Source organism: Seonamhaeicola sp. ML3, assembly GCF_023273855.1.
In the GTDB taxonomy this organism is placed as follows: Bacteria; Bacteroidota; Bacteroidia; order Flavobacteriales; family Flavobacteriaceae; genus Seonamhaeicola.
This window is the reverse complement of sequence record NZ_CP096884.1, coordinates 1,378,110-1,393,440: the sequence shown is the minus strand read 5'-3', so window position 1 is coordinate 1,393,440 and position 15,331 is coordinate 1,378,110. Positions and strand designations below refer to the sequence as shown.

At 31.3% G+C, this 15,331-nt stretch carries 15 protein-coding genes; 3 read left to right on the top strand and 12 right to left on the bottom strand.

Going from position 1 to position 15,331, the window contains the following annotated elements:
* Positions 1 to 18 precede the first annotated feature (18 nt).
* Both M0214_RS06300 and M0214_RS06295 read right to left on the bottom strand, forming a co-directional pair.
* On the bottom strand, positions 19 to 1,038 hold the full coding sequence (locus tag M0214_RS06300) for a glycosyltransferase family 9 protein (protein ID WP_248724619.1): 1,020 nt from the start codon (positions 1,036 to 1,038) through the stop codon (positions 19 to 21).
* Between the two features lie 31 nt (positions 1,039 to 1,069).
* A complete protein-coding gene (locus tag M0214_RS06295) occupies positions 1,070 to 1,675 on the bottom strand; it encodes a DUF4254 domain-containing protein (RefSeq protein ID WP_248724618.1) in 606 nt (201 codons plus the stop codon).
* A gap of 68 nt (positions 1,676 to 1,743) precedes the next feature.
* Here M0214_RS06295 and upp point away from each other — a divergent pair, with 68 nt between their 5' ends.
* Positions 1,744 to 2,403, top strand: coding sequence for a uracil phosphoribosyltransferase (gene upp, locus M0214_RS06290; protein ID WP_248724617.1), 660 nt, complete (start codon positions 1,744 to 1,746; stop codon positions 2,401 to 2,403).
* Here the strand turns inward: upp and M0214_RS06285 are convergent.
* Complete coding sequence (locus M0214_RS06285; protein WP_248724616.1) at positions 2,374 to 3,315, bottom strand: DUF6427 family protein; 942 nt, start codon at positions 3,313 to 3,315, stop codon at positions 2,374 to 2,376. The two genes, upp and M0214_RS06285, sit on opposite strands and share 30 nt — an antisense overlap.
* 70 nt (positions 3,316 to 3,385) lie before the next feature.
* Here M0214_RS06285 and M0214_RS06280 point away from each other — a divergent pair, with 70 nt between their 5' ends.
* Positions 3,386 to 3,613, top strand: coding sequence for a uracil phosphoribosyltransferase (locus M0214_RS06280; RefSeq protein WP_248724615.1), 228 nt, complete (start codon positions 3,386 to 3,388; stop codon positions 3,611 to 3,613).
* Here M0214_RS06280 and purD read toward each other — a convergent pair.
* Entirely contained in the window at positions 3,608 to 4,879 is a 1,272-nt protein-coding gene (gene purD / locus M0214_RS06275; RefSeq protein ID WP_248724614.1) for a phosphoribosylamine--glycine ligase, read from the bottom strand. The genes M0214_RS06280 and purD overlap by 6 nt on opposite strands.
* Before the next feature lie 152 nt (positions 4,880 to 5,031).
* Here purD and M0214_RS06270 point away from each other — a divergent pair, with 152 nt between their 5' ends.
* Positions 5,032 to 6,345 carry a phenylacetate--CoA ligase family protein gene (locus M0214_RS06270; RefSeq protein ID WP_248724613.1) on the top strand — a complete coding sequence of 438 codons (1,314 nt, stop codon included), beginning with the start codon at positions 5,032 to 5,034 and terminating at the stop codon, positions 6,343 to 6,345.
* Here the strand turns inward: M0214_RS06270 and M0214_RS06265 are convergent.
* The 8 genes from M0214_RS06265 to M0214_RS06230 all read right to left on the bottom strand — a co-directional run bounded on the left by M0214_RS06265 (position 6,323) and on the right by M0214_RS06230 (position 15,328).
* The gene (locus M0214_RS06265; protein WP_248724612.1) at positions 6,323 to 7,099 is read right to left on the bottom strand and encodes a glycosyltransferase; all 777 of its coding nucleotides are present in this window, start codon (positions 7,097 to 7,099) and stop codon (positions 6,323 to 6,325) included. The two genes, M0214_RS06270 and M0214_RS06265, sit on opposite strands and share 23 nt — an antisense overlap.
* A 1-nt stretch (position 7,100) precedes the next feature.
* Complete coding sequence (locus M0214_RS06260) at positions 7,101 to 8,456, bottom strand: undecaprenyl-phosphate glucose phosphotransferase (RefSeq protein ID WP_248724611.1); 1,356 nt, start codon at positions 8,454 to 8,456, stop codon at positions 7,101 to 7,103.
* Positions 8,457 to 8,489: 33 nt separating this feature from the next.
* Positions 8,490 to 9,425 carry an O-antigen ligase family protein gene (locus M0214_RS06255; protein WP_248724938.1) on the bottom strand — a complete coding sequence of 312 codons (936 nt, stop codon included), beginning with the start codon at positions 9,423 to 9,425 and terminating at the stop codon, positions 8,490 to 8,492.
* Positions 9,426 to 9,723: 298 nt separating this feature from the next.
* Complete coding sequence (locus M0214_RS06250; RefSeq protein WP_248724610.1) at positions 9,724 to 10,815, bottom strand: DUF1972 domain-containing protein; 1,092 nt, start codon at positions 10,813 to 10,815, stop codon at positions 9,724 to 9,726.
* Positions 10,816 to 10,825: 10 nt separating this feature from the next.
* Positions 10,826 to 11,917: a glycosyltransferase family 1 protein gene (locus M0214_RS06245; protein ID WP_248724609.1), complete on the bottom strand. Its 1,092-nt coding sequence runs from the start codon at positions 11,915 to 11,917 to the stop codon at positions 10,826 to 10,828.
* Positions 11,914 to 12,981, bottom strand: coding sequence for a hypothetical protein (locus tag M0214_RS06240; RefSeq protein ID WP_248724608.1), 1,068 nt, complete (start codon positions 12,979 to 12,981; stop codon positions 11,914 to 11,916). Before M0214_RS06240 ends, M0214_RS06245 begins: the two co-directional genes overlap by 4 nt.
* 288 nt (positions 12,982 to 13,269) lie before the next feature.
* Positions 13,270 to 14,259 carry a glycosyltransferase gene (locus M0214_RS06235; RefSeq protein WP_248724607.1) on the bottom strand — a complete coding sequence of 330 codons (990 nt, stop codon included), beginning with the start codon at positions 14,257 to 14,259 and terminating at the stop codon, positions 13,270 to 13,272.
* Positions 14,252 to 15,328 carry a glycosyltransferase gene (locus M0214_RS06230; protein ID WP_248724606.1) on the bottom strand — a complete coding sequence of 359 codons (1,077 nt, stop codon included), beginning with the start codon at positions 15,326 to 15,328 and terminating at the stop codon, positions 14,252 to 14,254. The genes M0214_RS06235 and M0214_RS06230 overlap by 8 nt, the downstream gene beginning before the upstream one ends.
* Positions 15,329 to 15,331 lie beyond the last annotated feature (3 nt).

Here is a 15,331-nt window from a genome sequence, read left to right as displayed (position 1 = left end):
GGCGCTGCGAAAAACAACTTAAATAATAGATTTCACCTTATTTATTATTGTATTCGGGGTAATACTACCAGCTGCATTTTTATAGCTATCAGGATATTTATTGCCATAAACCGACGTTGGAATTTTTGGGAATTTTGCCCTCTCCGGCAATAAATCATGATCATCAGGCTGATTAAAAGGTTTAAAACCAGAATAAGGGTGTGTCACCCCCCAAATAGTTAACACTTTAACGCCTAATGACGCGGCAATATGCCCGTTACCAGAGTCCATGGCAATCATGAGGTCCAAATTAGAAATAACATCGAGTTCTTGGTCTAAAGATAATTTACCTGCAACACTAACTGCATTTTTAAATGAAGAGGCTATACCGTTCAATAGTGCCACCTCTTTATCTCCTCCTCCAAATAAAATAACCTGATGTTCTTTAGAAAGCACCTCAATAACGTCTTTCATTAGGTTTAAAGGATACATTTTACCCTCATGTGCTGCGAATGGTGCAATACCTATTCTAGACTTAAGCTTTGTTTTTAAAAGCGTTTCTGTTTCGCTATTTAAAACTGCTTTTTCAGGAAATTCTAAATGATTTAAGTCTATTTTAAAACCTAGTTTCTCAAAAACCTCAACATAGCGCTGGGGTGTTGTTTTTAGAGGTTCAAAACGTTTACCAGAAATCAAATCTTGTTTTTCTTTTCTGCCCTTATCTATTTGAAAAAACGGATAACCAATTAAAAAAAACTTTAAGATTTTACTTCTAAGTACGTTGTGCAAATCGGCTACCGCATCGATATTTAAACCCTTAATTTCTTTAGACAATCTGTACAGGCCAAAAACACCCTTGTGCTTATCTTTAACCTGAGCAGATAACACATTTACATTATTCAAACTTCTAAAAAACGGTTTAAAAAACGCTTTGGTAAGAACTGTAATCCTTACATCGGGATATTGTCTGGTAAACGCATTAAGAATTGGAATTGCCATTGCCACATCTCCCATGGCAGAAAGACGTATTACTAAAATATGTTTAGGCAATTTTGGCATCTCAACTTAAGGTGAGAAGATTAGCTATAATTTATTTCTGCGAACGCAATACAGGGTTTAATTCATCGTCGTTGTACATCTTCATTTGCTTGTACACCTTCATGTATTTATCCCCGTTTTCAATATCACTAAGCAACGTATCAATGGCAGTAGACAAATCAACTCTTTGCTCTAGTAAAACATCCAATTTACTTTTACAGGCCTGTTTGTGCTCTTCAGAAGCATCGTTTCTAGTAGCTTCTTCATTCATATGGTAAACCTTTAGAGCCAATATCGACAATCTATCGACACCCCAAGCCGGACTTTCAGTGTTAATAGTTGCGCCATCTTTAACGCTTACGTCCTTGTACTTCTCTAAAAAGTAACTATCGATGTACTCTACCATATCGGTTCTATCTTGATTTGAAGCATCTATTTGACGTTTCAATGTCAAGGCAGCCACTGGATCTATTTGTGGGTCTCTAATAATGTCCTCATAATGCCACTGCACAGTGTCTATCCAGCATTTTCTGTATAACAAATGTTCTATTAAATTATCCTTTCCATAAGGATTTTCGAAAGGTTGATCAACCGAATCGATTTTATGATAATCTTCAATAACCTGCTGAAAAATTTTATTGGCCTTTGTGGTAAACATGATAAAAAATTTAATGGGCAAATATACTTTAATTTAATAACTTTACTTAGGAACTAACCCCGACTTTTATGCAAATTCATAACATATCTAAGCAGAATTCTATACTTAATGTTTTCCTTTCGGAAATAAGACATATCTCTACTCAAAAAGACCGAATGCGCTTTAGAAGAAATATTGAACGTATAGGTGAAATCCTTGGATATGAGCTTAGTAAATCATTATCGTATAAACCATTTACTATTGAAACCCCTTTAGGAGAAACCCATACCAATTTACCAAATAATGATGTTGTGCTATGCTCTATATTAAGAGCTGGAGTTCCTTTACATAATGGACTTTTAAACTACTTCGACATGGCCGAAAATGCTTTTATTTCTGCTTACAGGCACCATAAAGATAATCCTGAAAGTTTCGAAATTGTTGTAGAATATTTGGCTTGCCCTAATCTTGAAGGCAAAACGCTTATACTTGCAGACCCTATGCTAGCCACTGGACAATCTATGATTGCCACTTTTGAGGCCTTAAAACCCTTTGGCGTACCTAAAGCCATTCATTTAGTGAGTGTTATTGGAGCTAAAAAAGGGGTTGAGTTTGTAAGTCAAAATTTTGATGAAAACACTCACCTTTGGATAGCCGCTATCGATGACCAACTAAACGATAAAGGTTACATTATTCCTGGGTTAGGTGATGCAGGCGATTTAGCCTTTGGAGAAAAGTTGCAACACTAACAAAACCAAAGGAACAACAACTAAAGTCGACAAAAATATTTCCCTAAACAGTTTTTCTTTTATGGTTTGAACATAGTTAGCAATAATTATACACAAAGGAGCAAACAGAAACAAAAATTCACTTCCGTTTTTTTGTGGCGCTTGAAACACAATAACAGCTGCGATCACCAACGCAAGTATTACCACTTTAAATGATGCCCTGTAGGCGCGTTTCTGTTTCTTTATATTCTGTAAATAGAAAATCGAAGACCAAGTTCCGAAGGATAAAATCAATGTCATCGCAACAATAAACCTTAACGAATTGTAACTACTAAAATCGTAATTAAACCCTGGAAAAGTTTTAAAAACACCGAAAAAAGAATCGTTTAAAATAATAGAAACCGCAACAGATATAACAAAAACTGTAGTGACACCTACAAAGGGTATAATCCAATGCCTAACATTATTGTTGGAGTATAAGGCTAAAGTAATTGGTATTAGTGCAAAGAATAAAATAGCCCAAAAGTAAAACAAAGATGCAATAGAAATCCAGATGGCAGCTTCAAAAAGTTTCTTTTTTTCACTCCTCTGGGTTCTAAGGCTCACAATCCGCCTCATAGCCAGTAAAATGAAAAAATTAGAAAAGATAATTTCGGCGTCTAAGGTTGCAGAAGGTATCAATAATAAAAATAGGCTAAAAAACAGTATCTCGTAGTTGTTACGTTTGGTTAAGCTGTTTTTACTAACAATGAAGTTTAAAAGTAAAATTGAAGCATAACAGACAAAAACCGACATAAATTTCTTCGAAACAAAAGCCCATATACTAGATGCTATTGAGGCTTCGAAACTAGCCATAAAAAAAGCCAAAAGCATCACAAAGAAAACAATCACGAAATTTATTGGCTTTGATTTACTAAAAATACTTGTTATCATTAACTGTTTTTGTATTTTTGCTCTGTAAATATACTAACTCTAAAACGGTTAGAAAACTATTAGAAAACACATGAAAGATTTCTTCTACGCAATACAAGATTTGTTTGTTAACGTTCTTTTTGCTCCGTATGATGCATTAAGAGCTTTAGAACTAGACAATTGGTGGCTAGCCAACGCTATATCTTGGATTTTTATGATTATTTGTATGGTTGCTATTGTTTACTGGATGAAGCAACTAAAGATATTCAACGACAACAACGAAGAGGATAAGAGTATTTCTTCGCACTCTTTCTTATAGGTCGAAGCCTATATCCTTTCTATAATACATCTTATCAAAGTTTAGTTTATCTATACTTTGGTAAGATTTTTTTATGGCCTCTTGATAGGTCTCTCCGTAAGATGTAATTGAAATTACACGACCACCAGACGTTACCACTTTACCATCTTGCAATTGTGCGCCCGCATGAAAAGGAATGGAATCTTTGATATTGGCTATTCCTGTAATTTCTTTTCCTTTTTCATAAGCCTCAGGATAACCTCCAGACACCACCATAATGGTTGTTGCTGCACGGTGATCAATATCCAAATCTATGGTATCTAAAGTGCCGCTAGCCATAGCTTGAAGCACCTCTACCAAATCGTTTTTAAGTCTAGGGAAAACAACTTCGGTTTCTGGGTCGCCCATTCTTACATTGTACTCAATCACTTTAGGGTCATCTCCTACTTTAATTAACCCAATGAAGACGAAACCAACATATGGTAGTCTATCTTTTTTAAAACCTTCAATAGTAGGTTTAACGATACGCTCTTCAATTTTATTTAAAAATTCATCTGTAGCGAAAGGTACTGGCGATACAGCGCCCATACCTCCCGTATTTAAGCCCGTATCGCCTTCTCCAATACGTTTATAATCTTTTGCTGTTGGAAGAATTTTGTAATTCTTGCCATCGGTAAGTACAAAACAGCTTAACTCAATACCATCTAAAAACTCCTCGATAACTACTTTGGTGCTTGCGCTACCAAATTTGGCATCGACCAACATGCTCTTTAACTCAGCCTTAGCCTCGTCTATATCATTTAAAATTACCACACCCTTTCCTGCTGCCAATCCATCTGCTTTTAAAACATAGGGCGGATTTAGAGATTCTAAAAATTCGTAGCCAGCTTCTACAGTTTCTTTTGTGAAACTTTCGTAAGCTGCCGTTGGAATTTTATGACGATACATGAATTCTTTGGCAAATTCTTTACTACCCTCTAACTCTGCTGCTGCTTTTTGTGGTCCTATTACCGGAATATGTTTGATGGTATCATCCTTCAAAAAGAAATCGTGAACACCTTGCACTAAAGGATCTTCTGGTCCTACAACGACCAAATCAATCTGCTTGTCCAACACAAGTTCTTTTATGGACTCAAAATCGGTAACACCAATATTAACATTCGTGGCCACTTCTGCCGTACCTGAGTTACCAGGTGCTACGTACAACGCATTGCATAACGGACTTTGAGCTATTTTCCAAGCAAATGTATGTTCTCTTCCTCCAGAGCCTAAAACTAAGATATTCATGGTGTTACTTTTTATTCCACGTTTATGTGGGAATGATAGATTATTGTTGTTTCAATATAAACTTCAAAAAGCATTTTTTCAATTGCAAAAATAGAATTAATGCCACGAATACACGAATATTTTTTAGTTACTTTACAAATATTTGTCGACTCGTGAATTTATTTAATTTATCATTAAAACTTAAAGGCTTTCCACTGGAAAAAGCTAAAAAACGATTAATTGATATTCAGAAAATTAATGAAAATGAGTATTCGGCATATATCGAACAACAAAAAAAAGATATTGTTGCTTACCACTTAAAACACAACACGTTTTATAAAACCTTTGCCAAAAATGTTAATCTTGAGGATTGGAACTCTGTACCTGTAATTACTAAATTAGATTTACAAAAGCCCTTAGGTGACAAACTATCTAACGGTTTCTCATTAAAAAACACCTATGTAAATAAAACGTCTGGATCTTCTGGTACACCATTGATTTTTGCAAAGGATAAATTTTGCCATGCTCTAACTTGGGCCAACTTTATGGATAGGTATAATTGGTTCAATATAGATGTTAACACCTCCAAACAAGCTAGATTTTATGGCATCCCATTAGATAAAATAGGATACTATAAAGAACGATTAAAAGATTTTCTCGGGAATAGATTTAGATTTTCGGTTTTCGACATGAGCGACAAAGCACTTGAAAATAATTTGAAAAAATTCAGTAGAACTAAATTTGATTACATTAATGGTTATGCCAGTGCAATTGTTCAGTTCGCAAAATTCCTAAAAAAGAACAATGTTGTTCTTAAAGATATTTGCCCAACCCTGAATGCCTGTATCGTTACTGCTGAAATTTTATTCGAAAACGATAAGGAACTATTAGAAAAGCAACTTGGTGTTCCAATTATTAACGAATACGGTTGTGCTGAAGTTGGACTCATCGCCTTTAATAATAATGAAGGAGATTGGGTTGTAAACAATGAAGACTTATTCATTGAAGTTTTAGGAGAAAACAATGAACCCCTCCAGCTTGGAGAAGAAGGTAAAATAGTAGTGACATCACTCCACAATAAAGCACATCCTTTTATTAGATATGAACTGGGAGATTATGGCGCTTTATCTAAAAATAGCTCAGCAAAAAAAACTATTCTCAAAACATTAGTTGGTAGAACCAACGACTTTGCCCTATTGCCCAGCGGAAAAAAGGCAGCAGGCTTAACTTTTTATTATATAACCAAAACGGTAATTGAAGATAACGCTAATGTTAAAGAGTTTGTCGTTGAGCAATTAAAAATAGATACTTTCAAGATTATTTATACCAGCGCAGAAATACTTTCTGAAGCTAAAATAGAAGCCATTAAAGATGCTTTGAACAAATATCTTGAACCAGGTCTTAAAGTACTTTTTGAACGAAAAGAGGCGATAAAAAGAACCAAAGCGGGCAAATTAAAACAATTTACGTCTTTAGTGAATCGATAGTTTGCTTCGGCTTTACAAAAAAGTACTCAAAAAAGAATATCGTCATCCTGTAAACCGATTTAGCTGCGGAAAATCCTAAGCCTTTATTATATATCCAATAATTATATTTCAACAAATCAAATTTATTCGAGGATATGGAGTTTTCCCTAACTCTATAAATTGCTAAAGATTCTTTCATACCCATAGCTGGACTTTTACTTCGCTTTACCGCTTCTAACCACATTAACCAGTCTTGTCTTTTCCTGAGGTTAGGTGCGTATATCTTGCCAAGTGTCTTTGCATTATAAACACCTGTTAAATTGCCTATATAATTACATTTTAAGAATTTCTTATAAGAGAGCACGGGTAATGCTTGGATTGTTTTATTTAAACTAATTCCTGCTTCATTCATTAAGTCGTAACTACTAAAGCAAATGTCTGCATTATGCTTTAACATGAACTTAACTTGCTTTTCTAGCTTATGGGGTTTCCATATATCATCACCGTCTAAAAATGCAATAAAATCTCCAGTGGCAGATTCTACTCCTCGATTTCTAGTTACAGCAGCACCTCGGTTTGTTTTATTCTTTAAAATGGAAATTTTATCTGGATAAAGCGAAACTAAGCCTTCAACGATATTTACAGTATCATCGCCTGAAGCATCATCTATAATGATTAATTCCCAATTATTATGTGATTGAGAAATAACACTTTTAATAGTACTCTCAATAAAATTTTCTGAATTATAAGTAGCGGTAATGATTGACACTTTCATATTAATATGCCTTTTCTTCACCTTTTAGTGCGTTTACAAAGGTTTGCACAATTATCTTTAAATCTAACAACAGAGACCAATTCTCAACATAAAAAATATCGTATTTAACCCGATTGACGATATCTTTATCTTGCTCTATTTCCCCTCGATAACCACTTGTTTGCGCTAAACCTGTTATACCAGGTTTCACAAAATGACGCACCATAAATTTATCTACTCTTTGTGCGTACATGTTGGTATGGCTTACCATATGAGGTCTTGGACCTACTACAGACATATCTCCAAAAAGAACATTGAAAAACTGTGGTAGTTCGTCTATACTTGTTTTTCTTATGAAAGCTCCCACTTTTGTAATTCTATTGTCTCCTTTAGTGGCCTGATTTAGATGTGCATCTTTGTTAGGAGTCATTGATCTAAATTTATAACAGTGAAACTCTTCGTAGTTAAAACCATTACGAGATTGTTTAAAAAACACAGGTCCTTTAGACTCTAACTTTATTATGATGGCAAGAATTGGTGTTAACCAGGATAAAACAAAAAAAATTATAATAGATGATAATAATATATCGAATAACCTTTTTAAGAACTTATTAATTGGCTCTTGAAGCGAAATATTTCTCAAAGATAAAATTGGAATATAATCATAATATTCATATTTAATTTTTTTTGAAAAAATTTCCTTATTGTCTGGAATAAACTTTAGCTCTCTTAGGTTGTTGTCTGCAAAATCTATTAAATGATTAATCTGCTGGTTATTTAATTCTGCTATTGAGAAATAAATCTCATGTATATCATTCTCAATAACATAATTAAAACAATCCTCTAAAGAAAAATTATCATTTTTAGAATCAAATTGTTTTTTAAATTTATATCCAAAATCAGATCTAACATTAAACGTATTAATTAGTTGTCTTGTTTTTTCATTTTCTCCAATAACAACTACATTCCTGAAATTACCACCAAAAGCACTCCTGTATTTATTGAGTAAAAAGTAAATTAAAAATTTAAAAAAAGACAATACAAAGAAAACATAAATCAAATAGTTACCTAAATTAAGCCTGCTTAAATGAGGTTGCTTAAAAAAGCCTATATAAGCGTAAATTATTATGGAGAATAGAATTATCTGCTTGATTAGAAGCGATATTATTTGAATTATCCTAGTAAATCTGTAGACTTCATAAAACTTGTTATGGAAGGATAAGATTAACCAAAATAACGATACATAAATATGAAATGGATAGGGGTGTATAAGATTTATTTGAAATAAATAAACCATATAGTTTAAAACTAATAAATCGAATAAACACGATATAGGTTTAATGAAACCCGAATATCTACCTTTTTTAAATTTGGTCAAATGTCGCTTTTTTGTTTAAACTTCTTATTTAATCTAGTTTTCGGTTTTCCAATCCGAATTATAGTTTTGCAATTTATTGAAAATACAGTGAATAATGATAAAGAAAAATAACCCTCTTTGAACCCAAAGAACGGATTCGGTTAAAAACCAAACAGTCATGATGATGGAAAAACTTAAAAACAGGTATGATTTTCTTTGAATTGATAAAACTATATTTAGTAACAAAATACCAAATAAAATGGAAAAACCTAAAACCCCAGTTTCAGAAAGTATTTGGGCATACATATTATGATAATTGTAACTATGATAACCAGGATAAGTACCAAAACTCTTGTGCCTATTCGATAAATTCTCTCTTGAAGCAAATAAACCAAAACCGGTAATAAAAATATTATCTTCCTGAATTTGATTATGTAAAAATCTCAATTGCAACAACCTTATTGTTGTTCCGGTCCATGGGTAAGTATGATTGGTATCTTTCATGGCAAGAACTTCTTCAATATTAGAATTACCTTCAGAAATAAATCTACTAACTACATGTTGAGATATCAACAAAAAGATTAGTGAGGATATGATAAAAACTATTATGTTTTTTTTAAAAAGCTTTTTAAAACCTGACCTTAAAAAAGAATAGATAATTAATAATATAAGTAAACAAGCAATTATAGTCTTTGATGAAAGTAAAATAATAAACCCTAAAAAAACTATTGCTACCCATATGTCAAACCTACTTTTTTTACTTTTTTGGATGATATAAATTAGATTCAAAGCAAAATAAACCGATACGTAAATAGCATTTAAATCTAATATTGAAACCAACTCGTGATAACTAAAAACAGCTAAATTAGATGTAGAAATGAAACGATATATAGCATAAAACAAGAAAAACTTGCAGAAAATAAGGTTTGAAACAGTAAAAATCTTAAATATTTTAGTTATGTCTTTACTATTTAAGCTAGGTAAACACATAAAGCTCAAAGGAATAACAAACAAAGTTACCGTTCTCCCAATTCCCTTCAACGTTAGTTCTTTGTTTACTGACCAAAACATTGAAACTACAAATAATACATATAATAAAATTGGTAAGGTAAGTCTGTAATTGAATTTAAAACTCGAGGGATTAAAGAAAAGACGAAATATGGAAGAAACCACTAGAGCGCCAACTAATATACTGCTCAAAGCATAACCCAACATTAAAGAAGATAATATACAACCTAATAATATCGGTAAGTAATTCTCTCTTTTTAGTTTATTTTTGAAAAATATATTAGTAAAGGCATTCATTGAAAAAGTCCAGATATGATTTGTTTATCAATTCCCAATTGTAATTGTTGTTGATTGTTTCCAGAGCATTCTCTACTTTTTTATGATGATTCTCTTTTCTAACTTCATTTAATATTTTTTTTATTTCCTCACTATTATTAAAGAAAAAACCATCACTTCCTATAACCGATTTATTGAACTCATTATCATGAGCTACTATCAAAGTATTAGAAGCCATTGCTTCTAATAAAGACGGATTTGTTCCACCCACAGAATGCCCATGAAAATATAAATTTGAAAAATATCTTAAATTATTCAAATGTTCCAAGTTATAAACGCCTCCAATAAATCTTATATTTCTAAGGTTCTTAAATTTTTCTTTTAAATATCTTCCAAAATCATTGGTATCATGCTTACCTATAACCAAAAATGTTTCTGCCTTACTTGCACCAGCCACGCCATCTAAGATTGTTTCTAAATTATTCTCAGGTTCAAACCTTGCAATTAGTAAATTGTAACTAAATGCTTTAACATTATACTTCTCTAAAATATCCATATTAGGATTCAGAAAGACATTTGCACCGTAGGCAATAAACTTGGAATCTAAATTGTAAGTTCTTTTTATATAGTTTTGAATTCCGATTGAATCTGCTACTAAAAAGTCACTAAACTTTACGGCCAGCTTTTCAGCATATTTTAAAAAACGCCTTACCTTTTCTGAGTATTTGGAACGTCTCCACTCAAGACCATCCATATTAGTAATGACAACAGAACTCTTAGGAAAAAGCCTACTCCAAACAGAACTACTTGTGTATCCTAACTGTAGGATAATATCAAAATTTCTTTTTCTTGAGTCTAAAATACAGTTAAAATCATAAACAAACTGTCCGGCTGTACCTATTCTATTTTCTGGATCTGAACAAGTTATTATATTTACCCCCTTAAAATATCTATCTTTATAAGGGTGGTTGCTTGAATTATAAACATAGACATCATGCCCACGCTCAGCTAAAAAAACAGAAAAAAATTCTGCAAATTGCTCAAAACCACCATGATAATTTGGAATCCCTCTGGTTCCTATTATTCCTATACGCATACTTTGTTGATTAGTTTAGCATCTTTTTAAATTCTATCGCCGATTTTTCCCAAGAATACCTCTCAAGAATAGTTTTATTGATATAATTGTAAGGATAGTTATTATCATTTAACGCTTCAGTGATAGCTTTTTCAAACTCAATTTGATTAAGAGGGTTGACATGATAGGGGAAAAAATTAAAACTAGACATTGCGGTTAAATTTGAACAAACCACTTTCTTTTTTAAAACACCAGCCTCTAATGGTGGTATACCAAAACCTTCAGCTATAGAAGGATATAAAACTAAATCTGCATGTTTATATAATTCATAAAGTTCCGAATCATTTACCTTGTTAAAAATAAAAAAATCATTTTTTAGATACTCCTCATTATCTTGAATATATTTATTAAGTTTTGAAGAAGTAATATCTTGACTTCCAACAAAAATAATTTTAAAAAAGTTCTCTTTAAGTTTTAAGTTTTTATAAGCTCTTAAAATGGAAATATGATTTTTTCTTGGTTCTATTCGGCTTACGTAGAGCAGATAATTACTTTTAATGATTTCTTTAATATTTTTTCCTGTCTTTTCTTTAGTATTAAGAGTGTTGAATTCAATTGCATTGTGAGTAACCCCTATACGATTAATTGGAATGTTGTATATTTCATTTAACTTACCCTTAGAATACTCAGAAACGGTTAGTAATACGTCTGCCCTCTTTGCCGAGAGCCTAAACAATGGCCCTTTTATATATCTGTATAAAAATGGGAAAAAATGTTTAAATCTTGTTTCCTCAAATAATATATCATGATTAGTTACTATATGTTTTCCAAATTTAAATAAGGGTGAAATGTACTGAAAATGGCTATAATCTATATTTAACTTTCGATTTAAGAGTGGAAACTCAAAAATTAATTGAAAAGCTCGATTACTATATTTATATTCTAAGAAATTTACGTTGTCACTATTAATGAATTGATTACTTAGGTTGTTTTTATCATTAGATATGAAATAAAAGGTCCATGATTTATTTTTTAATATTAATTCATTATATAGACCTTTTATATAAGTTCGTGTGCCTTGGTATTTTCCATCGAATACATGAGCGTCAACTAATATTTTCATTTAAATTCTGCTTTTAACTGATAAACCTTTCTTCCACATATACTTAAAATGGCACCAAAAATTAATGTTGTTAAATCGCCTTGATTGTAGATGCCTGTAATTACGAATGAAGTTAAAAAATAAAATGAAGCTAAAGCTAAAGCTAAAGATGAACATATTTTATGGTCCCTATCTATATAGTCTCTTCTGTTAAGATTTTTATATAATCCATAGAAAAAAAACAAATACAATATTAGGCCAAAAATTCCTGTCTTAAACAAAACATAAACATAACCATTGTGTAAAACTGGAATATATTGAAGTTTATCCCCATGAAAATCCATTTCAAAACCTAAATCCACTAATGCTCCAAAACCATTTCCAAAAAAGAAATTTATTCCATTTAATTGTTCTATTGCCCTTGAAGCCTCGAAACCTCTCCAGTGATCATAAAGATATCTTAAGTCTTTAAAGGCAATATTCTTGACGTCTATATTACCATTATAGAATATTTCTGATGGGGCCATTCTAATTTTATACAAAAACCCTTCAACTCCAGTAGCTCCTATACTTAATTCAATTGAAAACAAGTACCAATAAAAAAGAATTACAAAAACAAAAATTGAAACAACTATGTATATTCCTTTTTTACTCAACCTATGATAACCCATTGCAAATAAATACATTACCCCGAGAGATAATAGCATGGTTCTGGAAAAGTACATCGCAAAAGAGACAAATAGAATAACAAAAAAAAACCTGGTCCTAACTCTCGAAAAGATTTGAATATTGTTTTTCCTCAAAACCAAAAAAATCAAGATTGATAACATCTCGATAAAATTATTTAACCCAGCTTGAGCCCTAATAGTATGAATTGATTGAGAAAATAAATTAGAAACTGAAAGGACAGAAAATAAATGAAAAACAGCAAAAATAACTCCCAAAATTATAATAGTTCTATATATATTCCTGGGCTCTAAAGAAGAAAAAAGTAAGAAACCAAATGTTATAGCAAAAATTGGTTTTAAGAAATAAACTACATCCTTAAATATGTCATAAATCGAATTTCCTGAAGTTAATGACATCAAAAAACCAATACAAAAAACCAAAAATAAAGAGCTGGTTAGGTTTATAATAAAACCAGTATTTTTTCTTTGACTGAAGATAATTAGTCCCAGAAAAAAAACACAAATATTAATCTCTATCCTGTTAACAAAATAAAGTGCTAATATTAAAAACACAATGAAATAAACATAAACTTTTTGAAGACTAATAATCATCTACGGTGAGATTCACTACTTTTATTAATTAGTTTTTATTCATTAATCAAATTTAACTTTTTTGATTAAAATTCATATCCGTTTTTGAGTTAATCAGTTATTTCTGGTAATACTGGACTTTATTACCTTAAACAATATGATAATTCGAGAAAATTGACCTCGCAAAATCCTATTTAAAGGAAAACCAAGAAATAATAATGGAAAAACAAACCATTTATATTTTTCAAAAAATTTATTAGTAACCAAAAATTTTCCTCTTAAATAATAGTAATCTGCTAACTTACTGTTTTTACCTGTTGAAGCTCCTCCTTTGTGATATACTATATTATCAATTAAAAAGGCGGGAGTAAACCCACTTTTTATTCCTCTCATAACCCAATCTAATTCTTCAAAATAAAGAAAATATTTTTCCTCCATCTCCCCTACTTTTTCAAGAAATTCCCTAGAAATAACCATAGATGCCCCATTGGGGTATTTTATTAATTTAGATTGTTCAAATTCTTTCCATCTGGTAGTGGCAATTAGTTTTGTTGTTAAGGGGTTGTATAGGCCTCCTATAACTTGAATTTTACTTCGGTCATAATACTCCATTAAAGAGGTTCCTATGATTCCTGCCTTTTTATTACTAGAATAAAAACGAACAATTTTATTTATGGAATCTGGGCTAATGACAGTATCTGTATTAAGTAACCAATATATGGCTTCTTCTTTTTTATCCCTAAGGTAATTTAAAATGATGTTATTTGCTGATGCAAAACCTTTGTTCTTTTTAGCTTTAATAAGAACAACTTTTTCATCTCTGAAACCGGGTTCGTTTAAATACTTTTCTTCTAAAAATGCGAAAGATAAGGGTTTTGTATTTAGTGGGTAAACATATTCAGGATAGTGGGAAGTAATCTTCTCTTTTATTTTTCCCTTAGCCCATGTCTTTATTTTTTCAACAGTACCAAGTTCTGTAGAGTTATCTACTAAGAAAATTTGAAAATTTAAGTATTCTTGCTTAATAATACTTTCCATACACTCTATAGTATCTTCTGTAGTATTAAAGTTTACTAAAATTATATTGACTTTAACTTCATTCATTTAAAAGCTCCTTCCATTTTACATATAAATTTTCTGGAAAATACTTGTTAGATTCATTTTTCGCATTCTTTTTTAGAGCAGGTAGGTTCCCTAATTTATTCATAAGAATGTGTCTGGCATTATCAACCAAATTTTTATCATCAGGAATAAGAAAGCCATTAATCGAATCTTCTATTATTTCTTCAGGGCCAGAATGCTGTGTAGAAATGGTTATTACTCCTTGAGACATAGCCTCAGTTATAACCATACCAAAGAGTTCTTCCCAATACATCGACTTACGAGAAAAAAGAAGTTGAATATCATGCCCCTTATATAAGTCAAAAAGGTCCTTCTTGGAAGATACAAATCCTTTATAGTAAATATTAGTATACCTTTCAGAGTAAGACTTCGCTAAATGTGCCAATTTACCATCACCAACAATTGTTAAAGAAAATTTTTCTGGATTTATTTTTTTTAATAATTCAAACATTTCGAAGATTCCTTTTTCCTTTACAAGTCTACCAACATAAATTAACTTTATTACACTTACTTTTTCAGTTTCTTTGTCTTCATTCAATTCGAACTTTTCAACGGAATGCCCTACAACGTTATAAGGACAGTTTATATTATAATTGTTTTTTAAATTTTGTAGACCTGTACTGGTTACACAAAACAGTCCATCTATGGTTTCTTCTAAAAACAATTTCCATACATTTCTTATCAAAGGAGTATTCTCAAACTTTTTTTTTGGGAAAAAGGTTCCATCCCAACAGGTCCAGGAGGTGAAATACAAAACTTTATGTTTTTTTAATAAAAAATTAAAGACAAGCAATCTCCAATCAAGAGGTGCAATTCCTAAGATAATTGTCTTATCTTTTGAAAATATAAGGTTAACGATAAAACAACTATTTATAACCTGTTTATAAAAAAGCGAAATATCGAGTCTTAAAATGCTTTTCAACATGAAACGAATAATGGAAAACTCCCTGTAAATAATAGTTTTACCAAATCTTTCACCATAGTACTCAAGAGCAATAAAGTGAGATTTCGCACCTCTTTCATGTAATACATAGATATTACCTAACTTCATTCT